At 40.0% G+C, this 23,699-nt stretch carries 20 protein-coding genes; 3 read left to right on the top strand and 17 right to left on the bottom strand.

Going from position 1 to position 23,699, the window contains the following annotated elements; all coding sequences use genetic code 11:
- Window positions 1-63 precede the first annotated feature (63 nt).
- The 4 genes from ggt to DCO56_RS24210 all read right to left on the bottom strand — a co-directional run bounded on the left by ggt (window position 64) and on the right by DCO56_RS24210 (window position 5,229).
- Entirely contained in the window at window positions 64-1,767 is a 1,704-nt protein-coding gene (ggt, locus tag DCO56_RS24225) for a gamma-glutamyltransferase (RefSeq protein WP_108636272.1), read from the bottom strand.
- Window positions 1,768-1,834: 67 nt separating this feature from the next.
- Window positions 1,835-2,161: a nucleotide pyrophosphohydrolase gene (locus DCO56_RS24220; protein WP_108636271.1), complete on the bottom strand. Its 327-nt coding sequence runs from the start codon at window positions 2,159-2,161 to the stop codon at window positions 1,835-1,837.
- Window positions 2,162-2,179: 18 nt separating this feature from the next.
- Entirely contained in the window at window positions 2,180-2,638 is a 459-nt protein-coding gene (gene dtd / locus DCO56_RS24215; protein WP_108636386.1) for a D-aminoacyl-tRNA deacylase, read from the bottom strand.
- Window positions 2,639-2,772: 134 nt separating this feature from the next.
- Window positions 2,773-5,229 carry a TonB-dependent receptor gene (locus tag DCO56_RS24210; protein ID WP_108636270.1) on the bottom strand — a complete coding sequence of 819 codons (2,457 nt, stop codon included), beginning with the start codon at window positions 5,227-5,229 and terminating at the stop codon, window positions 2,773-2,775.
- Window positions 5,230-5,641: 412 nt separating this feature from the next.
- Here DCO56_RS24210 and DCO56_RS24205 point away from each other — a divergent pair, with 412 nt between their 5' ends.
- The 3 genes from DCO56_RS24205 to DCO56_RS24195 are packed head-to-tail and all read left to right on the top strand — an operon-like array spanning window position 5,642 to window position 8,645.
- Entirely contained in the window at window positions 5,642-6,817 is a 1,176-nt protein-coding gene (locus DCO56_RS24205; RefSeq protein ID WP_108636269.1) for an amidohydrolase family protein, read from the top strand.
- A gap of 37 nt (window positions 6,818-6,854) precedes the next feature.
- The gene (locus DCO56_RS24200) at window positions 6,855-7,136 is read left to right on the top strand and encodes an acylphosphatase (RefSeq protein ID WP_108636268.1); all 282 of its coding nucleotides are present in this window, start codon (window positions 6,855-6,857) and stop codon (window positions 7,134-7,136) included.
- A 6-nt stretch (window positions 7,137-7,142) separates the two neighbouring features.
- Window positions 7,143-8,645 (top strand): lipopolysaccharide biosynthesis protein, encoded by a 1,503-nt coding sequence (locus DCO56_RS24195; protein ID WP_108636267.1) that lies wholly within the window; start codon window positions 7,143-7,145, stop codon window positions 8,643-8,645.
- Window positions 8,646-8,697: 52 nt separating this feature from the next.
- Here the strand turns inward: DCO56_RS24195 and dusB are convergent, their stop codons facing one another.
- The 13 genes from dusB to trmD form a co-directional block, all read right to left on the bottom strand.
- Window positions 8,698-9,693 carry a tRNA dihydrouridine synthase DusB gene (gene dusB / locus DCO56_RS24190; protein WP_108636266.1) on the bottom strand — a complete coding sequence of 332 codons (996 nt, stop codon included), beginning with the start codon at window positions 9,691-9,693 and terminating at the stop codon, window positions 8,698-8,700.
- 66 nt (window positions 9,694-9,759) lie between these two features.
- Window positions 9,760-12,201, bottom strand: coding sequence for an outer membrane beta-barrel family protein (locus tag DCO56_RS24185; RefSeq protein WP_108636265.1), 2,442 nt, complete (start codon window positions 12,199-12,201; stop codon window positions 9,760-9,762).
- A 10-nt stretch (window positions 12,202-12,211) separates the two neighbouring features.
- Window positions 12,212-13,345 (bottom strand): PepSY-associated TM helix domain-containing protein, encoded by a 1,134-nt coding sequence (locus tag DCO56_RS24180; protein WP_108636264.1) that lies wholly within the window; start codon window positions 13,343-13,345, stop codon window positions 12,212-12,214.
- Between the two features lie 73 nt (window positions 13,346-13,418).
- Window positions 13,419-14,648, bottom strand: a complete 1,230-nt coding sequence (locus DCO56_RS24175; RefSeq protein ID WP_108636263.1) for a hypothetical protein — start codon at window positions 14,646-14,648, stop codon at window positions 13,419-13,421.
- Between the two features lie 23 nt (window positions 14,649-14,671).
- Window positions 14,672-17,053 (bottom strand): TonB-dependent receptor, encoded by a 2,382-nt coding sequence (locus tag DCO56_RS24170; protein WP_108636262.1) that lies wholly within the window; start codon window positions 17,051-17,053, stop codon window positions 14,672-14,674.
- 114 nt (window positions 17,054-17,167) lie between these two features.
- Window positions 17,168-18,256: a hypothetical protein gene (locus DCO56_RS24165; RefSeq protein ID WP_146191129.1), complete on the bottom strand. Its 1,089-nt coding sequence runs from the start codon at window positions 18,254-18,256 to the stop codon at window positions 17,168-17,170.
- 145 nt (window positions 18,257-18,401) lie between these two features.
- Entirely contained in the window at window positions 18,402-19,040 is a 639-nt protein-coding gene (locus tag DCO56_RS24160) for a hypothetical protein (protein ID WP_108636260.1), read from the bottom strand.
- Window positions 19,041-19,089: 49 nt separating this feature from the next.
- Window positions 19,090-19,605 (bottom strand): RNA polymerase sigma-70 factor, encoded by a 516-nt coding sequence (locus DCO56_RS24155; RefSeq protein ID WP_241254900.1) that lies wholly within the window; start codon window positions 19,603-19,605, stop codon window positions 19,090-19,092.
- Window positions 19,606-19,665: 60 nt separating this feature from the next.
- A complete protein-coding gene (trpC, locus tag DCO56_RS24150) occupies window positions 19,666-20,448 on the bottom strand; it encodes an indole-3-glycerol phosphate synthase TrpC (protein ID WP_108636259.1) in 783 nt (260 codons plus the stop codon).
- 16 nt (window positions 20,449-20,464) lie between these two features.
- The gene (locus DCO56_RS24145) at window positions 20,465-21,043 is read right to left on the bottom strand and encodes an anthranilate synthase component II (protein ID WP_108636258.1); all 579 of its coding nucleotides are present in this window, start codon (window positions 21,041-21,043) and stop codon (window positions 20,465-20,467) included.
- The gene (locus DCO56_RS24140; protein WP_108636257.1) at window positions 21,030-21,323 is read right to left on the bottom strand and encodes a chorismate mutase family protein; all 294 of its coding nucleotides are present in this window, start codon (window positions 21,321-21,323) and stop codon (window positions 21,030-21,032) included. The genes DCO56_RS24145 and DCO56_RS24140 overlap by 14 nt, the downstream gene beginning before the upstream one ends.
- Entirely contained in the window at window positions 21,320-22,723 is a 1,404-nt protein-coding gene (locus DCO56_RS24135) for an anthranilate synthase component I family protein (RefSeq protein WP_108636256.1), read from the bottom strand. Before DCO56_RS24135 ends, DCO56_RS24140 begins: the two co-directional genes overlap by 4 nt.
- 258 nt (window positions 22,724-22,981) lie before the next feature.
- The gene (gene trmD / locus DCO56_RS24130) at window positions 22,982-23,659 is read right to left on the bottom strand and encodes a tRNA (guanosine(37)-N1)-methyltransferase TrmD (protein WP_108636255.1); all 678 of its coding nucleotides are present in this window, start codon (window positions 23,657-23,659) and stop codon (window positions 22,982-22,984) included.
- Between the last annotated feature and the right edge of the window lie 40 nt (window positions 23,660-23,699).

The following is a 23,699-nucleotide window of genomic DNA, read 5'->3' as shown; positions in this document are numbered from 1 at the left end:
TCCAACCATCTGATATATAACAAAGGCTCATCTGGAATTCCAGATGAGCCTTTGTTTTGATGTTTAATATCCTTTTGCAGTATCATCGCCACGAGGATCGGCACCGGCCTGCAATTTGCCGTTTGGAAGGATAAGAATGTTTTCTACACGTCCTATTGTTCCCCGGGGATTTATCACATAACCATCCTTTGTCAATTTGTCTCGAAGTGTTGTATCAATCGCATCTTTCTCCACATCAATGCGGTCAGGTAACCACTGATGATGAAAGCGGGGTGAGCTCACGGCGGCCTGTGCATTTTGACCAAAGTCGATCACATTTAATATGGTCTGGAAAACGGAGGTAATAATCGTTGATCCGCCTGGTGTCCCTACCACCATAAATAGTTTGCCATCTTTTTCTAAAATGGTCGGTGTCATGGAACTCAGCATTCTCTTCCCGGGCTGAATTTCATTTGCTTTTTCTCCGGTCAAGCCATACATATTGGGTACGCCGGTCTTTACCGAGAAATCATCCATTTCGTTGTTCAATAAAAATCCTGCACCATCCACGATGACCCCGGATCCATAGGAATCATTGAGTGTGGTGGTGATGGCAACAGCATTTCCCTGCTCATCAACAATATTGAAATGGGTTGTCTGCTCACTCTCATAACCCGGAATGACATCTGCATTGACGTTTTTGCTTAAAGTCGCCTGACGAAAATTAAACGGATTTAGTTTAGCTGCATTTTTCGTGGAATCTATCAGTTGCTGCACAGGGACATTGATAAAATCGGGATCCCCTAAATACTTTGCCCTATTTGCATACACATGACGTTCCGCTTCAACGATGACACGTATTGCGGAGTCCGTCTGAAAGCCCCAGCGCCGAAGCGGGAATTGTTCAACTGACTTTAATAAAGCCAATAGGGAGGTCCCGCCGCTTGATGGTGGAGGCATGGAAGTAACCTTGTGCCCTCTATAGCTTGAGGCGATCGGGGCACGCCAGCGTGCCTGATAGCTCGTTAGATCCTCATGGGTAATGATGCCTTTGCCTCTATTCATTTCGGCGACGAGCATATCAGCCGTTTTTCCTTTATAGAAGCCATCGCGTCCTTCATTGGCGATTCGTTCGATGGTATTGGCAAGATCTTCCTGTACAAATAGGTCACCAGTTTGCCATGTTGTATTTTTGATAATTGCGGCACCAGTGGGATTCAGCTTTATAAATCGCTCTTTATGATCTTCAAACTCGCGTGCTTGCCTTTCACTGATCTTGAAACCTTTCCGCGCAAGTTCTATCGCGGGCAAGAGTAATTCTTTCCAATCCAGCTTTCCATATTTTTGATGTGCTTCCCACATTCCGGCAACAGAACCGGGCACACCGGATGCCAGCTGACTGTATAAGCTCAAATCGGGAATAACATTCTTTTGTGCATCCAGATACATATCCCGGTGCGCCTTTTTGGGAGCAGTTTCCCGGAAGTCCAGGGCATCGTATTGACCTTGACTATTGCGGTATAGCATAAATCCACCACCACCGATATTGCCTGCATTGGGATAGACAACAGCAAGAGCAAACTGTACGGCGACAGCAGCATCAACTGCATTTCCGCCCTTTTTCAGAATCATTAATCCGACTTCGGAGGCCAGAGGGTGGGCAGTGACTACAGCAGCTTTGTTGAATGTGGCAGGGCTGGTCCTATGTGAACCAAACTGCCTGCGGGTACTGGAACACGAAGCGAATAGTAAACTTCCTACTAGCGAATAAATAAATAGTTTATTCATAATATCTGCTCTAAAATTGTGCGTAAGATTAATATTAAACCTTGGACACCGATGGAACACAAAGGTGTTATTTTAATTTTTCATTGTTTTTATGACGGTCTGCATCCCGAATGGATTTCTTTTGAAGGTTCTTTTCCAGTGCATCGGTCAGGTCTATACCCGTTTGATTTGCAAGACACATTAAGACAAACAATACATCTGCCATCTCATCAGCCAGATTAACCTCTTTATCTGATTTTTTGAAAGACTGTTCGCCGTACTGTCTGGCCATGATCCGGGCGACTTCGCCAACTTCTTCCATGAGCATGGCTGTATTTGTCAGCTCATTGAAATAGCGTATCCCCGTTGTATTGATCCATTTATCAATTACTTCCTGTGCTTCTTTGATTGTCATTTTTTCGGATTAAGTAGTTTAAAAATTGTCCTTATCTTTTGTATCCATAATGATAGTAACGGGACCATCGTTCAATAGATTGATTTTCATGTCAGCCCCAAATAAGCCGAGCTGAACAGGCTGATCGATCAGTTGGGAAAGTAATTTGGCCATTTCTTCATAAAGCGGTTTGGCGGTATTAGGTTTGGCTGCCCGAATAAACGAAGGCCGATTTCCCTTTTTTGTCTGAGCGAATAAGGTGAACTGGGAAATCAGTAAGATATTACCGCCGATATCCTGTATGGATTTATTCATTAGTCCCTGCTCGTCTTCAAAAATCCGTAGGTTAACGAACTTTTGTCCCAGCCATTTTAAGTCTTCAATTGTATCGGCTTCTTCTATTCCCAATAGGATCACCAAACCTTTTTGAATCTGCCCGGTGATCTGGTCGTCCACTGTACAGGAAGCATGTTTTACCCGTTGTATTACTGCACGCATAATAAAAAGTATAAAACCAAAGTTAAAAATTCCCATCGTCAAACACGATCCAATCTAACATTTATTGCTGCCAAAATAAAGAGCCGTCTTATCTATTTAAGACAAGACGGCCCTTAATATATAGGATCCTAACTTTAGAATTTGATATTCAGGCCTAACATAAAATTTGTAGGTGCCTGTGGGAAGTAGAAATTGTAATATTTTCTGGTATCTCCGTCCATTCCACCAAAGGTGTAGCCATTGGTTTCATACTTTTCGTTGAGGACATTGTTGACCTGTAAAGTCGCACTAATGTTTTTGATGCCTAAAGCCGTAAAATTATAGTTTGCCAGCAAATTGTTGACAAAATAAGAGGAAATGCTTCTTTCTTCTGTGGATGAGTTGTCGAGGTATTGTCGTCCTACGTATTTTGACAGCAATGAAAATGTGAGCGGCTCAATAGGGCTATAAGAAAAATTGCTGGATATAATCGTATTTGGAGACAGGGCAATATCTGTCTTTGGATAGAAAATTTTGGTATCGGGGCTGACACCGTTTATATCTTTCACAATTTCTTCAAAATTCTTAATTCTGTTTTGACTAAAGCTGGCTGTCGCCTTCCAGCTCAATTGCTTGCTGATGTTCCAGGCTCCGTCAAATTCCAGCCCGATGCGATAACTGTCTTTCACATTTTGTCGGATGGGAGCACCGGTATCACTGATCTCGCCTGTTGGAATCAACTGGTCTTTATAAAACATCCCGTATCCATTTAATCCAATATTGAATTTGGTATTGGTGAATCTATACCCAATTTCAATGTCCTGCATTTTTTCTGGCGTTGGATCCGGAAGTTTGCTGTTTTTCTCTATGAAATCTTTTCGGACGGGTTCCTTTTGCGCGAAAGCGTAGGAAGCATAGACATTTGCATGGTCATTTAACAGATAAGTTGCTCCTGCTTTGGGATTTAGAAAATTGAATTTTGGGTGGTAATTATAGTTTTTGACCTTATCATCGTCCCCATACATGTGATAGTCTACATTTCTGTACTGGACGTCGGCCATTAAGATCCATTTATCCAATTTGTAATCTACCTTTAGGAAGTTGCTGAAGTCATTTTTCTGCGATTTTCCGAAGTAATATTTGTCGTCTATAAATCCGTTGGAAGCGTACTGTGCCCAGATTACTTCACCGTAATGTTTTCCCCGATATTGATTGTATGCTCCACCCCAGGTAATTTCAAGTTGGTCATTCGGTTTGTAATTCAATGCGTAGGTCATACCATAGAAATAATTATCTAACCATCTTCTGCGGACTAGATCTGTTTTTTTTATGGTATCACTACCGAGGATGACATCAGGCAAACCATATTTACTTAATTTATCACCGGGTCTCATCTCCTCATAATAGCCATAGCCTCGTGTATAATGTAGTGCGGTATTCAGTGTGAGCTTGTCATTGAGGATATTGGTATAGTGAATCTGGTGATGCTTCTGCGTATAGTTGTCCGTTTGGTTTTTATAGGTATATAGGTTATAGTTTCTTCCTGCATTCATAAAGCGATCTTTTTCTGTGCCTGATACGTATAATCCATTGTCAGCGTAATCATCCATGCGAGATCTATCACCCGTGATCAAAGGTTCCGGGACGCCGTTCCAGGCTTGGTAGGTCTTTTCCTTTCCCCAGAATACGATTCCTTTTAAGGTGTGTTTTTTGCCATAATAACCTCCATCGATATAGAAGGACTGTAGGTCTGAGGTACCTCTTTCGATATAACCATTACTGCTGATCCTGGATAAGCGGGCATTGAAAGCAAACTTGTCATCGATCAAACCGGTTCCGAGTTTTACTGTATTTTTCCAGGTATTATAAGACCCGAATGAATTATTGAGCTCGGCATAAGGTTTCTCTGCTAATGTATTTGATTGAATATTCAGGGAAGCTCCGAAGGATCCGGCCCCGTTGGTAGATGTTCCGATTCCCCGCTGTACCTGGATGCTTTCTGTGGATGAGGCGAAGTCAGGGAGGTTGACAAAGAATGAACCCATGCTTTCGGCATCATTTAATGGAATACCATTAAGGGTTACATTGATCCGCTGGTTGTCAGATCCACGGATCGTCATGTTTGTATATCCTATGCCGGCTCCTGCATCGGAGTTTACCTGAACAGAAGGTGTTTGATTCAAGAGATAGGGGATGTCCTGTCCCAGATTATTCTTAGAAATCTCTTCTTTTGAGATGTTCCTGAATGTGGTCGGTGCATTCTTTTTAGCTCTGGTGGATACCACAAGAACCTCTTCGGTACGAATTGTTTTTGGATCGAGCTGAACGGTCAATTCCATATCCCGTTGGAGGTTTAGGTTTTGGGTCCAGGTTTGATATCCGACAAACGAGACCTGAATGGCATGTTTTCCATCTGCGATATTATATAATTTGATCAGGCCATCTCTGTCAGATTTGGTTGTAAATGAAGTCTGTCCGTCTATGGATACCGATGCATTCTGTAGCGGCCTTTGTGTATCCTTATCTACGGTTTTAATCGTCAAATTGTGCTGGGCAACAGCAATTTGGCTTAAAGAAGTAGCTAAAACGCTACAAATCAAAAATTTGATCATGTTGATGTATTTTGTTTAAGTTAAACAAATCATGGCAAGGGGTCACCATGACCGTTTTATTTAACTAACCTCTCCCTCCGCCAGCATTACCTGGATCAGGTGCACAGAACTTAATCTGTTGGGTATGATCTCAGCCTTTATTTGTGTTTCTGACAAAACAAGGCACCCCTAATCGACGTTGCGAATATATAAATTAAAATCGGAATGATATATAAAGATGGTGTTTTTTACAAAAAGTAGACTTTTTGTAAAATATGCAATAATTTCCTTTTGGTTTAAAATTTTACGTTTAGGCTTGTTTTTGGTGTTTGTTGTTCTTTTTAGGTACCTTGGTATAGAATTTTCTACTGTTAGTATGTATTTATATTCGGTCAAAAATTTTTAGTTATTAATTTGAGAGTGAGGAGATAAAATGTTAAAGTATTTAAGCGCAAATTATATTCTACCGATTACCTCAATGCCTATAAAAGATGGTATTGTAGCGGTAGACGAGGAGGGGGTAATTCAAGGCATCTATGACCCTACTTCATTCACACAGACTGATAAAGTCAAAATCGAGCGGTATGAGGGAGTAATTATTCCGGGTTTTATCAATGCCCATTGCCATCTTGAATTGTCACATATGAAAGGCGTGGTCGCTAAAGGTACCGGTCTTCCCAATTTCCTTAGCCAAGTCATGACTTCACGTAGTGCATCTATGAAGAAAATGGATGATGCGATGTCGAAAGCGGATAAAGAGATGTATGAAAATGGGATCGTAGTGGTGGGAGACCATGCAAATACGGACAATTCTTCTAAACTGAAGGAAGATTCAAAAATACTTTATCATACCTTTGTGGAGGTCATTGGGGTTGAACCTGAAGAAGCTGATTTTAAACTTAAAGAAGCCAAGTCTTTAACACAAGAATTTAGAAATGGCCATGTGTCTATTACGCCACATGCACCTTATTCGTGTTCGAAAGTTCTTTTTAAGAAATTTAAAAAATCGGTGCCTGAGACTAATATCATTAGTATTCATAATCAGGAGAGTGACGAAGAGAATAAATTGTTTAGATACAAAACAGGTGAATTTCTGGATTTCTATAAGAGTATCGGAAAGAATGCGGATTCTATTAAAGCGCAAGCCCGAAACTCCATCCAGTCTTACTTACCTTACTTACCTTATCCGAATAAGTTGTTGTTGGTCCATAATACCTATACTTCATTAAAAGATCTGGATTTTGTAGAACGAATGGACCGGGATGTTGTATGGTGCCTGTGCCCAAAAGCAAATTTATATATTGAAGGGAACCTGCCTAAGGTTCAAAACTTTATAAACGCGGGACAACGGTTAGTGATTGGTACGGATAGCCTAGCGTCGAATGATACACTTTCGGTATTGGAAGAACTGAAGGTATTGCATGAACATTTCGAAGATTTGGATTTCTTGCAAACAATCCAATGGGCAACAATCAACGGAGCTGTTGCATTGAATATTGAGGATGAATATGGATCTTTGGAAATCGGCAAAAAACCGGGGATTGTCCTGCTTGAGGGTATGGAAAACTTGCGTTTAACAGATAAAGTTAAAGTCAAACGTTTAGCGTAGTATTTAATTCCACAAAAACTTCTGTACTTTTGCTCTTATGAAACATTTGAATATTTCAATAAGAGGTAAAGTACAAGGAGTCTTTTTTCGATTGACGGCCAAAGCTGTTGCGGATCAGGTCGGTGTGAAAGGCTTTGTGCTCAATCAAAAGGATGGGTCTGTCTACATGGAGGCCGAGGGGGACGATTTTGCCCTTGATTCATTGTTGGACTTCTGCCAGGAAGGTCCAGAGGATGCAAATGTTGAAGCTGTTGAAGTTACGGAAGGCGAACTGAAAGGCTTTTCTAATTTTGAAGTGATTAAAAGAGTTCAATCCTAAAGCCCAGTGTCGACAATTAAGAAATTTCTCAGCGATACCGTTATTTATGGTGTGACTACTATCGTTTCAAGAATGATAGGTTTCCTGATGACCCCGCTCTATCTCCGTAAATTTAAGGATGCAGCGGTCTATGGAATTTATTCTAATTTTTATGCATGGATGTCCATGCTGAATGCTATTCTAGCATTTGGAATGGAAACAACTTATTTCCGGTATTTACAGAAAGTTGAACCACAGAATAAGAATAAAGTTTACAATAATAGTTTCTTTATTACTTTATTTACCTCAGGAGTATTATTGTTGTCTGTATTTGTTTTCACAAGACCTATCGCTTCATGGTTTGCGGATGGGGGTGAAGTGGATCTATATGAACAGTACATTAAGTATTTTGCTTTTATCCTTGTTGCGGATGCGCTGGCCGTTGTCCCGTTTACAAAGCTACGGGCAGAAGGCAGACCTTATAAATACAGTGCATTGAAATTTGTTAATATCGGTATTACCGTGATTTCAAATCTATTTTTTATTTTGTTCTTGCCGGATTGGGTACATAAGTATACATTTTGGGCGGATTTTGCTGGCACATGGTTCAAAGAGGGTTGGATCGGTTATGTCTTTATCTCCAATCTTTTCGCAAGTATTGTCACACTAATCCTATTGCTCCCTGAATTGTTAACTTTCCGATTTAGTCTAGATAGAAAATTAATGAATGAAATGTTAAAGTATAGCTTCCCAATTCTAGTCGCCAATATTTCATTTATTATTAACGAGAATCTAGACAAAATGTTCTTTCTAAAATTGATACCTGGAAAGGCGGGGAAAGATGAGTTGGGTATATATGGCGCGGTTGCTAAATTGTCTGTATTCCTAAGCTTATTTGTGACAGCTTTTAGATTAGGGGCCGAACCGTTCTTCTTTTCATATTCAAAAAACCAGAACGCATCGAAAACCTATGCCCTAATCATGGAGTATTTTGTTATCCTTATGGTTATCGCAATGGTCGGCTTGACAGTGAATTTGGATTGGCTGAAGTATTTTATTGAAGGTAATGAAAAAGAGGTCGCAACATACTGGACTGGACTTAAAATTGTCCCCATTCTTTTATTCAATTATGTGCTACTTGGAATATATATGAATCTATCGATTTGGTATAAATTGACTGATCATACACGTTATGCTATTTACATTTCGGGAATAGGGGCGCTAATTACAATTATGCTCAATGTGTGGCTTATCCCAACTTATTCCTATGTTGGGGCTGTTTTATCAACAACAGTAGTATATCTAGTCATGATCGCTTTTTCACTTTACTGGGGCCAGAAGTATTACCCCATACCCTATAAGATGATCAAGATCGCTGTCTATCTCGGAGCAGGGCTGTTGATTTCGTGGTTGAGCTTTCAAGTTTTCCATAGTAATATTTGGATAGGAAACGCTATGTTATTGCTGCTGCTCGGTGTTACTTTTTTCCTTGAAAAGAATGCGCTGATGAAATTAATACGAAGAAGATAATTTCATATTAAAACAAAGGCGGTAACTGTTAGGTTATCGCCTTTGTTATTTTTTAGATGAATTCAGGCATGAACGAATGTTCAATCTCATCAAGAACTTCAAGTATATCTGCTTGATTTTGAAGACTAACAAGTTTCATCCTATATTCTTTGAAATTTGGAATTCCTTTGAAATAATTTGCGTAATGTCTCCGCATTTCAAAGATCCCTAATTTATCACCTTTCCATTCAATGGATTTGTTTAAGTGTGTTCTACAAACCTCAACGCGTTCGGCAATTGTAGGCCCCTCCAAGCGCTCGCCTGTATGGAAGAAATGCTTGATTTCTCTAAAGATCCAAGGGTAACCAATAGCCGCACGGCCGATCATAATGCCATCCACTTCGTATTCCTGTCTCCAGGCCGCTGCTTTTTCGACTGAATCCACATCACCGTTACCAAAAATTGGAATCTGAATGCGCGGATTGCGTTTGATGTCACGGATCATAGACCAATCAGCCTGACCTTTGTACAATTGCGCACGGGTCCGGCCATGTATCGCTAATGCTTTGATACCGACGTCTTGCAACCGTTCAGCTACTTCGTATACATTTTTGGTATTATCATCCCAGCCAAGCCGTGTTTTTACTGTCACGGGGAGATGAGTTGCTTCAACAACAGCTTTGGTCATTGCAACCATTTTATCAATGTCTTGCAATAGGGAAGAACCGGCTCCCTTACAGACCACTTTTTTAACTGGACAACCGTAATTGATATCGATGAGATTTGGATTTGCTTTTGTGCAGATTTCAGCTGATTGACGCATACTTTCAATATCTCCACCGAATATCTGGATACCGATAGGCCGTTCATATTCAAAAATATCGAGCTTTTGAACAGATTTAGCTGCATCACGGATTAGTCCCTCTGAAGAAATAAATTCAGTATACATTAAATCAACACCATTCTGTTTGCATACATAGCGAAACGGCGGGTCGCTTACATCCTCCATTGGAGCTAGTAACAAAGGGAATTCACCCAAATCAATATTTTCACCAATCTTGACCGACATCTTCAATAATTTTTTACAAAGGTACAAAATTTGGTATTAGTATAAAGTTAGCTAACTGTCATGAGTTTAGAGTCGACTTTTTATGTCTTCAGAACCCGTAGCGCGCTGTGCTGTGGCGTTCTGAGAACCACCGAAACGGTAGCTGAAAGACAGGATGGCAGTTCTACTGTCTGGATTAGACCTACCGATGAGCCTTATGGTTGGCGAGATAGTTTCATATCGTCGATTGTTAGTTCTGAAAATATCGTTAACGACTAATTTCAGCGTCGCTTTTTTATTGAGGAGATTTTTTTGAATGCCGGAATATACCTGTCCATAGCTTTTGATATGACTGATCCCTACCGTTAAGCCTGATACATAATTGCCTCCCAGTTCAATAGACCAGCCCTCGGGCAATTTGAATGAATTTTGACTGTTTAGACTTAACGTATTGCCTTTGCGAATGATCAGTTCATCTTCTTGTGGTAATTCATATTCATTCCGATAATAGTTTGCAAAATGTGTTGCCGACCACCAACTGGTCAATTGGGTCGGGGCAATAAAAGAGATACCATAATTTTTAAAAGAGCCTATATTTTCGGGCCTTTCAAAAGTAATATATGGGTTAAGCGGATCTCTTCCCAATATTCCGTTGACAACATTTGACCGCTGTGCATAATTCAGCGTTAAGACATATTTGCTTGCGTAAGTATAAGCTAATTCAAAGGAGTGTTCATAGGCCGGGTTTAAGTTCGAATTTCCCTCAGCATAGGAAAAAGGATCTGTGTATACCCTGAATGGATTTAAATCCCAAAATGAAGGCCTTTGCACGCGATAGCTGTAACTGGTCTGTACTTTATGATTGTCATTGGCTGTATAAGTTAAAAACGCTGCCGGGAATAATTTGAAATAGGATCTTTCAAATTGTTCGTTCAATGTGATCTGATGACTACGTGTACGGGTGTATTCTCCCCGAATGCCTAATTGCGTTGAAAACTTATGCCAGCTTTTTGAAAGATTTACATAGCCCGCATGGATAGTCTCTTTGTAGATAAAGTGATTACTTGTGCCCAGATCCGGAACATATTGATCATTTTGTAATGTATCATAATGTAGATCGTTTTCAGTGCGCACATCACTGCTCTTCCAGCCAGCTTCGAGTTTGTACTCCTTTGGAAGCGGAAGTGTATAATCCAGTTTGGCAACATAAACCTGATTGTCTGAGGGGATATCACCGATTCTTGAGGAATTTGCAAGCGATGTTGAAGGTCCCACATTGTGATATGCCGTATTCAGCTGCTGATCCATTTTTGAATAATGGTCAACGAAATCAAGATCTAGTTTTAGTTCATGACCTTTATCATTAAGCTTTAAATTATAATTGAAGTTGTACAGCATATCTCGCCAGCGCTCCTTGCCTTCGGTGACGGTAGTGGATGCCGATATTAAATTATCGGTATTAAAATTCCTGAGACTATTCGTGGTGGGTTCGTACTTCGGATATTTTCCAAATCCTCCGTTAATTAAGAAGCCTATCGTCTGTTTGGAATTTATGCTGTAGTCCATGCCGACTCTAAAATTATTAGATCGGAGTTTGGGCTGAATGGTGTTTTCCTGCTGCGAATAAGAATCAGGATCGGATCCGCGGTCGGTATAAAAATAACGTGTAAGCGAGTTATAGTATTCCAGATTCTGGAAATACTGATTATAAATTCCAAATACATTAATTTTTTCTGTACGGTAATTGAGGTTTAAACTTCCGCCAAGATGTGCTCCTCTACCGGCACCGGCATTAGCTGATACGGAACCATTAAACCCCTGTTTGAGTCCTTTCTTTAATACAATGTTGATGATACCTGCGGATCCAGCGGCGTCCTGTTTTGCATTTGGATTGGACATAACCTCGATTTTATTGATATCCATTGAGGAGGTGCTTCGCAGGAGATTGGCCAATTGATCGGCAGACAGGTATGTAATTTTTCCATTGATCATGACCGTCGCTCCAGATTTACCTTTAATACTTAGCGAGCCACTTTCGTCGACCGCGACGCCCGGAATCTTGCTGAGTAATTCCAGTCCGTTGTTGCCGTCCGCGAGCGTTGAGTTTTCAATATTGAAAACCAGCTTGTCCTGTTGCTGTTCGATAAATTGTTTTTTTCTTTCGACGACTACCTCTGCGAGATAAGCATTGTTTTGTAATAAGAGGATCTTGCCAAGATCATATTCGTCAAAATGTTCCTCCAGCCTGAAGTGAGGACTGAAAGTATCCTGGTGTGTAAGACTTTTGACTTTAATAAAATAGGTGCCGGCTTTTAAGTTAGTGAACCTGAAATTTCCGGTACTATCTGAGGCTGCCGTACTAGCTAGGGTGCCATCTTTGACGCGATAAAGCAAAATACTTACATAAGGAATGGCCTGTTTATCTTCGCCCACCGTCTGTCCTTTGATATGATTTGTTTTTTGGGCCTGGCTCGAAAATAAAGTACAGACCCAAAGGAGACTTAAGAGATAACGGAGGATATAAGGCATGGTGATGTGATTAAGTTGTTGCTAATTGTGTACGTCTTGCTTTTTTTGTTGGCTTTTTTTTCTTTCCCCACCAGATGTAGAATCCCGTTATGGGTAATGTGGCACAGATAAGTGAGGCAATAAAGTAAATGATTTTGGTGGTCATCCCACCTATAAAACCGGTATGCAGGGCATAATTGGAGCGCATGAGCCATTCCGCGGTATTGGCTTCATCAATTGGTCCCTGCTTGCGTCCGCTTAATTCCAAGGTATAACGGTCAAAAGTAAGATCTCTCCAGCTTCCGTTGGCCATATCCGTGCAGGCATATACCGTTTTGTCTTCCTTTTCAGGATAGTGTACGATGACAGCTTCCTTATTGAATTTTGCATACTCATGACGTACTTTATACCAGATTTGATCCGCCACTACCAGCGCATCATTTAGCGGTTGGTCCGGAAGCTCAGGTTTATTATTCTTTTCCGTCTTCGGTTTGTTGGGGTAGCCTCCCGTCACCCAGACGACAGAACTTCGGATCCAGGGAAAACTCATAATTAGTCCTGTAAAGCACATGACCAATGCGATTGTTAGTGTATAAAAGCCCAATACGTTATGGAGGTCATAATTAACACGTTTGAATTTTGCTTTCCACTTGACGGTGAAACTTTGTTCTCTGGATCTACGGTTCCATTTCTTCGGCCACCATAATATCAAGCCTGTGATCAGCAGTATAAAAAAAATGAAGGTGCTCCAGCCAACGACCTGTCGGCCTATTTTTACAGGCATCCAAAGATGACGGTGCCCCTCATCCATGAAATGGAAAAAATCCTCATGATTGACAATGGCCAGGACTTCGGCTGTATAAGGGTTTACATAGACCAGACTATCGGAATGGTCTAAGCTTACTTTGACCGACTTGTCCAGTCCGTAATACCAGGAGCTCCCAATTTCATAATTGGGAAGTGCAGCCTTAACAGATTTATAGATCGCAGAGGGTGGAAGCTGTTCTGCTGGTTTTTGCGGTGCGACCTGAATATAGTTTGTAGTCAATTCTTTGATATCATGTTCAAAGACAAGTACGCAGCCTGTAATTCCTAAGATGATAACGGGTATACCCGCTGCCAAACCTAGCCAGAGGTGCAACCAGGCATTAATTTTACTGAGCATAATAGTATTAAATATTGGAGAGATTTAAAATATATTCAATAGGGCAATAAGCGTTGCCCTATTGAAAAGGCGATTAATCTAAATTATAGATCATTGGTGTATCAGCATCACCGCCAAGTACTTTCGCCCCTTTTGTTAATTTGTCCGTCGTGGGATTATATTCCCAGATGTAGATGGCATCCGCTTTGGGATCATTCACCGCAATATATGCCTTACCATTTACGACAACGGCTGAACGGGAATTACTTACCAATGGAAAATCTAGCTTTTTGATTACTTTTTGAGAATTTACATCGACAATTAGGTATTCCCACATTGCAGCATACCACCAATCATTCCATTCTTTAACATTGTTTTTTGTGTCATGGGCACTGATGAGCAAAGCTTTTCCATTACCTAGATATGCAACGCCCAGTTGGTTGTCACCAGCTTGGTATTGACTGATGTTAAAGAAGTAGTTGGGATCTAATTTGTCGTCACCATCTTTGATACGATAGAATCCAGTAGGCATATTTTTACCGCCACCTAGTGCTGGCATCGTGTATGTCTGGAGATATGTATAACCGTTTTCTTTGAATTTATGGAAATAGCCATTTCTTACAGGGCCTACTGGTGCTGAACGATTGTCCTCACCTGTTTTTTTGAAATTCTTAAAAGAAGGGTAATCAACAGCGCCTGTGTACGTGACGTCATAACTCACTTTAGTGACATTATTGTACAAGCAATAGCCTAATACGACCTTATTTCCTTGGGGAAGAAATGCGTAAATACGCATACTGTGATCTTTTGGGATATCGTTTTCAGAAGTTATTGATCCATTTGCCTCTACAGTCATTGTTTTGGTGTTGATAATAGCATATTCATTGCTATTACGTGGGCCTACAGCTAGACGGTCATCATCTAACCAGCTATGCCAACCGATATACAAAGTGGTTAATTTGGTAAAAGGGATAACTTGAATAGTCTTTAGTACACCGTTTTCAAATGCATATTTACCAAATTTAGAAGCGTTTGGATCGATTGAATAAAAATATTTCCCTTTTTGAATCACATTTTCTTCCCATGGAAACATGCTTGTAACATCTGTACCTGCCCCTACTGGAGATATTGTGCCGGACATTAAGTCTTTTACCGGAAGCATAAAAGATCCATTGTCTGTACTAAACTTAATTGCAAAGTTTCCACCTACCTCTTCAGTGGGATCTGTTGGTTCGGCAGGATCTGGATTTGATTTGCTACAGCTCATAAGTGTCATGCCAGCCAGAGCGACCAGACCTACACTTTTTGTGATTGATTTTAACATAATATGAAATTTTAATTTATTTTTTAATGTGTGGATTGGATCAGATAACGCAGTTTTAGATACACCGAACGCCCGGGGCGCTGTTGCTTGAAAATATCATACGCAATTTGATCGGTCAGGTTTTTCCCTTCGATAGTGATGTTGTACTGATTATTATTGAAAGAATAGGTTGCGGCGATGTTGTGCAACCATTGTGCTGGGATGTAATCTTTTGTCGATTTTTCAGCTAATTTGGACCAGCTTAGTGAATAGTTGTTGATAAACTGCAAATAATAGTTTAACTGTATTCGATTATCTTTTTTATCAAATAAATTGTTTCGGCCGTAACTGATATCCAGATTCCCGAATAGCCAAGGTTCATTCGGTGTACGGTTTTTGTAGGTAATTTTTTCTCTGTTGTTATTATCAAAGCGCTCGCGATCGACAGCATTATAATAACTCATATTGAATACCGCCATAAAATCTGATTTGTAACCATATTTAATCTCAAAATCGACTCCATTCACCTTCACTCCACCTTCATTCTCGGCTAACTGTTTTTGTCCTTGCGGTGTATCATACATTTTACTGATGATATAGTCTTTTACATTTCTATAGTAGGTGGAAGCATCAAAGTTTAGACGATGATTTCCAAAGGCTGTAATGTAGTAGAGGTTTAAATTGTAATTGTCGCTGTTGGCCGGCCTTAATTTCTCATTCGGCATTATATTGAGTCCATCTCCGAAGAGTTGTGTAAAGGATGGTAATTGATAAGCATGCTCATACGATAATTTTATTCCGTAACTACTTCCAAATCTGATATTTGTTACTGCCCCATAACCTAAGTAATTTTTCGACGTTTTTTCTGAAGTATTGGTTTTGCCTGATAGTCCATATTCTTTTATGAAAAACGAGTTGTTGATTTTTTCCTTCCATAAAAATTGCTGATAATTTAATCCAGCATTAGTGCGGATGATTTGATTGGTAATATTATAAAAATCATTGTAGGGGTCTATTTCATTATAATTTTCGCGTTTATTGGTGTTTAAATTATAATTGAAATTGATGAGATGTTGCGCCGCCAGTTTATAGTTCAGGTTAAGCTGAGAAAAACTATTGTTGATCTTTTGGTGAATAATTGATTTATAGCTATTAAGTTCACCAGCCGTGGGACTATATTCCGTAGGAAGGCCATTCCAGAAATAATAAGTCCGTGAACTCGTATCGGTGATCACATTCTCACCCCTTGAATAGTTGGCGTATACAGTGGCTGATAGATTCTCAAAGAAGAGTTTGTCTTTTCTATACCTTAAACTGGGTGTTAATGTATGATTTTTACTAAATACTTGCCCTAAGACCCGTTCCTGTGTTGCCGCAGTCTGCTGTTGATCGTAGACATCGTTATAGGTTAATCCTAAAACAGCGATATCGGCCCATTTTTTGTTGCTCACACCAACCTCGACCTGGGTCATGAATGAGCGATAATCGTCATGAAAGCGTCTTGCGGATTGTAATGTGTCAAATCTCGAGGCATCTACGGGAGCAAGTATGTAGACTCCTGCCTTAGGATTGGTTTTCATTAAATAGTTATTGTTTGAAAAGTTGTAATAACTATTAAGGTTGACCATTAGTCCATTTTTTGGATGTTTATATCCAGCACTCAGCGCTGCTCGGTGCGTGTTGAATGAGCCGATGCTGTAACTCACATCCAAAGATTTTTTGTAATCACGGTTGGTCACGATATTGATTGCTCCTCCAAGAGCGTCTGAGCCTAGATGGGCAGGCACAACACCTTTGTAAACCTCGATTCGTTCCGCAATATTGACCGGCATATTGTTTAGGCTCATACCGCTTCCGAAAGATTCAATTGGCACGCCGTCAATAAAAAATTTGATGTTATTTCCCGATAGTCCGTTCAGCGAAAAGGAATATTTTGATCCTAGTCCTCCTTGTTCTCTAATTTTTACCCCTGTGCTTCTGTTTAGAATTTGGTTGACATCGGAATTGGTATTTGCATATTGCTTTGTTTCAATGACGTTGACATTAAAACCGGAATCTTTTATTTTTTTACCTGCTGTTTTTCCGTTAATTTTTACTTCTTCTAACCCATTATTTTTTGCGGTCAGCTGTATTTCTCTGAGGATTTCATGTTCTTGATTAATTCTAAACTTTCTTTGTAAAGTTTTATAACCAACAGCAGAGATATTGATCTGGTATATTCCAAATGGAATCCCCTTTATTGTAAAGTTTCCATCTTGATCAGCTTTTGCGCCCTGCTTGATTTCTCTAAATGTAATGGAAGCTCCTTCAATTGGTTCATTGGAAGCTGTCACAATCTTACCTTTGAGTTCAGCTACTTGTTGGGCAAAAGAAGATTGAGATATGATTAAGAATACGATTAACCATATTATTTTAAATTTTGACATTATTTTATTTAGATTAATTACACATAGAAAAGTAGCGTAACTCTAAATTTACCGAAGGTCAAAAAAGTAAATAAATGATATTATTTTTTAATAAGCTGAATATCAGTCGAAAATTTAGTTTAATCGGTCTATTCTGACAATAAAATCGGTCGCTTGATCTAGGGTAAGACCAACCTGAATATTTTTTGATGTGATATCATAGACCCAAACTTGATGCTGATCCTTTGCGTCGTCTATGGTGATATAGGCTTTCCCATTTTCAACGAGAACGGATTCTTTACGCGTTCCCTTGTCGAAAGGAAGATTTAATTTTTTAGTAGTTTGGCGGATAAGATCGACTACATAGTACTCAAATTGATAGGTGGAATGATGATCGCTAAAGTCTGTGTAGCGGTCTCTACGTTCACTACGCACGATCGCTTGATTGTTACCCAAATACCACATGCCATAAGCATGATTGTGCGTTTTGGCTGTTAAATTTAGGAAATAGGTAGGGTTGATATGGGTAGAATTGCTGTCAATTCTGAAAATTGCGGTAGGTTTCGACGGACTGTTGCCCAGCGCTATGCCCGGGCAGGACATAAAATAGAAGTTCCCATTTTCGTCATGAAAGCTGTAAGACTGTACCGTATTAACTCCACCGGGGTAAGTGGATCGTATATCTTTTTGTATATTTTTCAATCGTAAAGTCGCCTTATCCAATGTTGCGACATAGAAGGTGTCTATTGTGGTGAAGTCAGTTTCGTTGATTACTTTATTAAACGTATAACCGACCAGCAATTGCTGTTGATGTATCGTACCAAAACCCACAGAAAGGATCTTAAAATCCGCTGCGGCCGGCGGTAATTTTATCTCTTGCTGTTGGTTGATTTTGAAATCATGGACGGCAATTTTATAGATCCATAGCCGACGATTTGTTTTGTTGTCCGAAGTGAATAAGAGTAATGTATCCTGATGGATCCAGCTGATGTTTTCAATATGCCGGTCCTGCATATCCAATTGAGCAATTTCCTTTAACCCGTTTGGTTCAAGTATATATTTTCTGAATTTCCCTGCCCTCAAAAAATAAAAATGCTTGTCTTTGACGATGATGCTTCTATCAAAAAGTTTTGTAGAAACGTCGATTCCATTTTTCGAAATTGTCAGATTCCCGCTATCCACCGTATTTGTCGTCAGGATGGTATTGCTGAGATCCTTATTCATCGTATAAAGACTGTACTTTCCGGCTGCATTTTGTTCTCCGTCATCTGTTCCACAGCTTATTACCAAATGGAGTAATAACAAGGATAAGAATAGCGTGAAGCGGTTGGAGAGCATGAGTGTATGGACTAATTGAGGTTCTTCTTATTTAGATGATATTAAATTGTATTTTCAGTTCGTGTTGGATGGTAGGAGCTAAAAAGGTAAGTTCCGATTTGGAGATTATTACTTGCTTGCCATTTTTTTGTGGTTTTAATACAAAATATGTTTCCCCATGTTTGAACTCCTTCTTTTTATCTGTTCCAGAAAAGCTAAAGGCAAAGTTTTTTTTGGGTATGAACATCATATTGCCTGAAGTTTTGAATTCCCCGGTATCCGTATTGATCTCTGCCCTTGCATTTTTACCCAAGATGATATTATAACTATGCTGGTTAATATACTTCAGTCCAGCACTTGTTCCGTTATCAAAGATGGCGGAAGCTTTTTCGGCATCCTTACTAAATTGATAAAAACCAAAACCGATTAAAAATACAATACTGGCGGCTATTCCAATATATTTAAAGCCATATTTTTTAGGAGGAACTATTGTTGGGACTTCGGATCGATCAATATGGCTGCTCAGCTCGGCCCAGATATCCGTTTCTAATTTTGTTTTTTTAGCAATGGAAATAGACAAGGGATCCGACTCGAGGGTATCATCCAATAACCATTCTTCCACAAGAAGTTGTTCTGCGGGAGAGCATTGGCCTAAATGATATTTCTCTATGAGTTTATGGTCTATTTTCATATGATATACTTCCTGACAAAAGTACAGGATTTCTTTTGTATAGCTAAATTTAGGATATATATTCCGTTAGTTCTGTTTTTAATGTTTTTAATGCTCGTGAAATATGATATTCTACCGCTCTTTCTGAAATATAGAGCTTATGTGCAATTTCCTTGTTGGTGAGCCCCTGTTCTCTGCTCATGCGGAAGACATTTTTACATTGTTTGGGCAGAGTATCGATCAGATTTGATATTTTCTTGGCCAGTTCATCAGCGATCAGCGAATTATCTACGTAATGCTCTTCTCTTGTATTTGAAATGTTGTCCAGGTGTTGCTGCCGCGATACTTTATTGCGAATGTATTCAAATGTTTTGAGTTTTACTGATCTGATCAGATACCGTTCAACCTCGATGAGACGAAGTTCATCACGCCGTTCCCAGAGTGATTTGAAAACATCCTGTACAATTTCCTTGGAATGTTCTTCATCTTTGATGCTGCTCAGGCAAAAGGCAAACATACCTTCCCAGTGTTGAAGATATATTTGCTCAAAACCTGCTTTATCTATAATAAAAAACTCTTTTTCCAAAATACCAGTTCGCTGTTCTGACGCAAAGATAGGCTTATTTAGATTCGTTTTAAATAATTTCTAAATTTCTTTTACGAAATCCTTGATCGCTTTCCCCGGATCTGTGGTTTTCATAAAATTTTCACCGATTAAAAAGCTTTGGAAACCAGCCTTTTTTAATGCTTTAATCGTCTTGGGATCGGAGATGCCACTTTCAGACACTTTGATGTATTCGGATGGAATCTTATCCAAAAGATCATACGAATGTTGTAGATCGACGGTGAAATCTTTTAGGTTTCTGTTATTGACACCGATGGCATCAATGTCGTCAAAAAGATTATCCAACAGTTCCTGTTCGTTGTGTACTTCAAGCAAAACATTAAGGCCCAATTGATGAGCATAAGCAGCAAATTCCTGCACTTCTTCTTTTTTTAGACATGCTGCTATTAAAAGGATAACATCAGCACCATAAGCCTTGGCCTCAGTAATCTGATATTTGTCCACAATGAATTCTTTGCGCAAAATAGGGATGTTAATTGCTTCCCTTGCTTTGGAAAGATCTTCCAGATTGCCCTTGAAAAACTCCCCATCGGTCAGCACAGATACCGCCGAGGCACCAGCTTCTTCATAAGCCTTGACAACATCTTCGACCTTTGCTGTACTGTTGATATCTCCTTTTGAGGGAGACGCTCGTTTATATTCAGCTATAATTCCTGTTTTTTCAGGATCTAATATAGATTCCCGTAACGAAAGACAGGCTACGTTGAAATAGGGATAGTTCAACAGCTCTTCGAATGGAACTAAGGCTTTCGCTTTTTCTACTTCTATTCTTTTTCGTTCAATGATTTTATCCAGTATAGTCATTTGTAGTATTTAGATATTAGTGTTGAAACAACCAGTTTTCAATTAATTTTTTTCCATTTGTTGTCAGTACTGATTCCGGATGGAACTGCATTCCACGTACATCATACTCCGTATGTGTCAGTGCCATGATGATGCCATTCTCGTCCACAGCCGTAACTTTAAGTGTATTCGGCAATGTATCCTTGTTTACTGCCCATGAATGGTAGCGCCCTATTTTAGAATCTTTCGGAAAATCCTGAAATAGCTTTTCGGATTCATCGGTTACGATAATGTCCGTTGCGACACCATGCAATGGTTTTTCCATGTTAAATAAGGTACCGCCAAATACTTCGGCGATTGCCTGCTGGCCCAGGCAGATGCCTAATATACTTTTGTGTGGCGCATAGGTGCGGATCACATCAAGCAGTAAGCCCGCCTCTTCAGGAATCCCCGGACCTGGGGAAAGGAGGATTTTATCGAATGCTTCCAGCTCTTCCAGTTTGAATTTATCATTTCTCAACACCACATAGTCCTGTCCCAGTTCCTGGAGCAAATGAACCAAATTATAGGTGAATGAATCGTAATTGTCAATGACAACGATTTTATTGTTGCTCATAACCTCTTGTTGTATAGTCCTGATTAAAGTAATTATCTATTTCCTGAAATATCGCCTGGACAAATTCTATTGGCAGATCGAATCTCTTTGCCAGTGTCACCTGATTGCTGCTGATATTTTTAATAATATGCTGCTCGTTATCTGTATCATCCTGCAATACTTTTGCCTTATGAAGATATGCTTTCCGTAGGGCTAGCAATTCAACGATGCGGTTGTCGATGGTGTCGATTGAAACATTGATATGTTGGGTATTGACACAGTATTCTAATGGTCTGATCATAACGTTTCTGCTAATTGTAATGCTTTTCGCAAAGCAGCTATTTTATTGTTGACTTCCTGAAGTTCCATTTCCGGATCTGAATCCAGTACAATTCCGCCTCCGGCCTGATAATGTAAGGTATTTTGTTTGCTCAGGAATGAGCGGATCATGATGGCATGATTGAAATCTCCATTGAAACCCATGAAGCCAATTGCTCCGGAGTAGAACGAGCGTTGCAATCCCTCATAGCGGTCAATGAGTGTCAGGGCCATATGTTTTGGTGCTCCGGACAATGTTCCGGCAGGGTAAGTATCTCCTACAATGTCAAAGGGATTGATATTGTCCTTAAGCACGCCAGTTACCTTCGATACCAAGTGGATAATATGCGAGTAATATTGTGGTTCCATATACGATTCTACTTTAACCTGGGTACAGTGTCTGCTCAGATCATTACGGGCAAGGTCTACCAACATCACATGTTCGGATGTCTCTTTCGGGTCTTGTTTTAGTCGAGAGGCAATTTTTTGGTCTTCCTCCATGTTTCCGGTTCTTTTGAAGGTTCCGGCAATAGGGAAGATGGTTGCCTGTTTGCCGTGGATGCGCAACTGAGCCTCGGGCGATGATCCGAATAGTTTAAAATCACCATAATCAAAATAGAATAGGTAAGGCGAAGGGTTAATGGAGCGCAATGCCCGGTAGACATTGAACTCATCTCCCGAGAATGGTGTTCGGAAACCCCGGGATGGAACAATCTGAAAGACGTCACCGCGTTGGATATGTTCTTTCATCTTCTTGACTAGTTGACGGTGCTCCTCATCGCTACGGTTGGAACTTTCTTCTCCGGCCAATTTAAATGTGTACTCTGGGAAGTTTTTGTTCTGGATCAGGAACTGCATACGTTCCAGTTCAGACTCCTCATCTCCCAAAAGATGTTCGAAAATATACAGCTGATTACGGAAATGGTCAATGGCGATCACATATTTGTAGACGTGGTACTGCATAAACGGTATCTTGCGTGCCGGATCGACAGGTGTGGTCAGCTTGATATCCTCAAAATGCTCAATGCAGTCAAATGTAAAGTAACCGAATAACCCATTGGAGATTAAATTCAGTTCGGCAATTGTCGAATCTTCGAAAGAATTCCGGAAATCGGAAACTTCCTGGCGTAATTCGATTTCTTGTGCATTTTTGACAATTCGTTCTTTCCCGGGATAGGTTAAGGTCAGTTCCCGCTCGTCCAGCTGGATCCCTGCAATGGGTTGGCAGCAGATATAACTGATATTGTTATCACGACTATGGTAATCTGAACTTTCCAATAGCAGTGAATTTGGAAAGATATCCCGTAATCGAAGATAAATACTCACCGGTGTAGTTGTGTCGGCGAGCAACTTTCTGCTCTGTGTTTTGAATTTATACTTCATTTTATTCTTTTATTCGCTGTGATAAATTTTATACATAAAAAAAACCCGATACTGGTTAGCATCGGGTTTGGAATTTCCATAAATGGTTTTGGTTGATTATGAAATATTATGACAATACCAATTGATTCCCGATGCTTATTGCTTCAGGCCACCACCAATTTGTATTTGTATATCTTCGTGTCATTATTACACAAATTTATAAAAAAAAATAAATAAGCAAACTTTTTGTGATAAAAAAACAAAAATTCGCCTTATTTCTTAATCATTTAATAAATCGGGACGTCTCTCTTGCGTTCTTTTTAACTGTTGTTCATGCTTCCAGGTAGCGATGTTTGCTTCATGACCACTGAGCAGAATATCGGGTACTTTGTGCCCTTTCCAGTCTGCTGGGCGCGTATAGATCGGTGCATCCAACAATCCGTCCTGGAATGAATCCGAAAGTGCGGAGGTTTCGTCGGACAAAACTCCGGGGATCAGACGGACGATCGCGTCTGTAACAATTGCTGCCGGAAGTTCGCCACCAGACAGCACATAATCACCTACCGAGATTTCTTTTGTCACATATATATCCCTGATGCGTTGGTCTATACCCTTGTAGTGACCGCAGAGAATCATCATGTTACCTTTTGTCGAGAGCCCGTTTGCGATATCCTGATTAAAGGTTTCACCATCGGGAGTCATATAGATGATTTCATCGTATGTCCGTTCGGCCTGCAATTGTTCAATGCACTTGGCGAAAGGTTCGATCTGGAGCACCATGCCGGAACCGCCGCCATACGGATAATCGTCCACACTTTTGTGCTTATTTGTTGAGTAATCTCTTAAATTGTGTACATATATCTCCGCGAGGCCTTTATTCTTTGCACGTTGTAAAATAGAGTGTGCAAATGGACTTTCCAAAAGGTCTGGTAAGACCGTAATAATATCAAAACGCATGGTGCAAAGATACACAAAAATGATCCATTGTCTATTTATA

The sequence above is a fragment of the Sphingobacterium athyrii genome, assembly GCF_003071065.1.
GTDB lineage: Bacteria > Bacteroidota > Bacteroidia > Sphingobacteriales > Sphingobacteriaceae > Sphingobacterium > Sphingobacterium athyrii.
The sequence above is the reverse complement of the archived record's forward strand: the minus strand, read 5'-3'. Positions and strand labels throughout refer to the sequence as shown.

Excerpts from the sequence above, each read along its gene's own strand:
- ggt (WP_108636272.1), bottom strand. The coding sequence starts at position 1,767 with ATGAATAAACTATTTATTTATTCGCTAGTAGGAAGTTTACTATTCGCT.
- DCO56_RS24220 (WP_108636271.1), bottom strand. The coding sequence starts at position 2,161 with ATGACAATCAAAGAAGCACAGGAAGTAATTGATAAATGGATCAATACA.
- dtd (WP_108636386.1), bottom strand. The coding sequence starts at position 2,638 with ATGCGTGCAGTAATACAACGGGTAAAACATGCTTCCTGTACAGTGGAC.
- DCO56_RS24210 (WP_108636270.1), bottom strand. The coding sequence starts at position 5,229 with ATGATCAAATTTTTGATTTGTAGCGTTTTAGCTACTTCTTTAAGCCAA.
- DCO56_RS24205 (WP_108636269.1), top strand. The coding sequence starts at position 5,642 with ATGTTAAAGTATTTAAGCGCAAATTATATTCTACCGATTACCTCAATG.
- DCO56_RS24200 (WP_108636268.1), top strand. The coding sequence starts at position 6,855 with ATGAAACATTTGAATATTTCAATAAGAGGTAAAGTACAAGGAGTCTTT.
- dusB (WP_108636266.1), bottom strand. The coding sequence starts at position 9,693 with ATGTCGGTCAAGATTGGTGAAAATATTGATTTGGGTGAATTCCCTTTG.
- DCO56_RS24185 (WP_108636265.1), bottom strand. The coding sequence starts at position 12,201 with ATGCCTTATATCCTCCGTTATCTCTTAAGTCTCCTTTGGGTCTGTACT.
- DCO56_RS24180 (WP_108636264.1), bottom strand. The coding sequence starts at position 13,345 with ATGCTCAGTAAAATTAATGCCTGGTTGCACCTCTGGCTAGGTTTGGCA.
- DCO56_RS24175 (WP_108636263.1), bottom strand. The coding sequence starts at position 14,648 with ATGTTAAAATCAATCACAAAAAGTGTAGGTCTGGTCGCTCTGGCTGGC.
- DCO56_RS24170 (WP_108636262.1), bottom strand. The coding sequence starts at position 17,053 with ATGTCAAAATTTAAAATAATATGGTTAATCGTATTCTTAATCATATCT.
- DCO56_RS24165 (WP_146191129.1), bottom strand. The coding sequence starts at position 18,256 with ATGAATAAGGATCTCAGCAATACCATCCTGACGACAAATACGGTGGAT.
- DCO56_RS24160 (WP_108636260.1), bottom strand. The coding sequence starts at position 19,040 with ATGAAAATAGACCATAAACTCATAGAGAAATATCATTTAGGCCAATGC.
- trpC (WP_108636259.1), bottom strand. The coding sequence starts at position 20,448 with ATGACTATACTGGATAAAATCATTGAACGAAAAAGAATAGAAGTAGAA.
- DCO56_RS24145 (WP_108636258.1), bottom strand. The coding sequence starts at position 21,043 with ATGAGCAACAATAAAATCGTTGTCATTGACAATTACGATTCATTCACC.
- DCO56_RS24140 (WP_108636257.1), bottom strand. The coding sequence starts at position 21,323 with ATGATCAGACCATTAGAATACTGTGTCAATACCCAACATATCAATGTT.
- DCO56_RS24135 (WP_108636256.1), bottom strand. The coding sequence starts at position 22,723 with ATGAAGTATAAATTCAAAACACAGAGCAGAAAGTTGCTCGCCGACACA.
- trmD (WP_108636255.1), bottom strand. The coding sequence starts at position 23,659 with ATGCGTTTTGATATTATTACGGTCTTACCAGACCTTTTGGAAAGTCCA.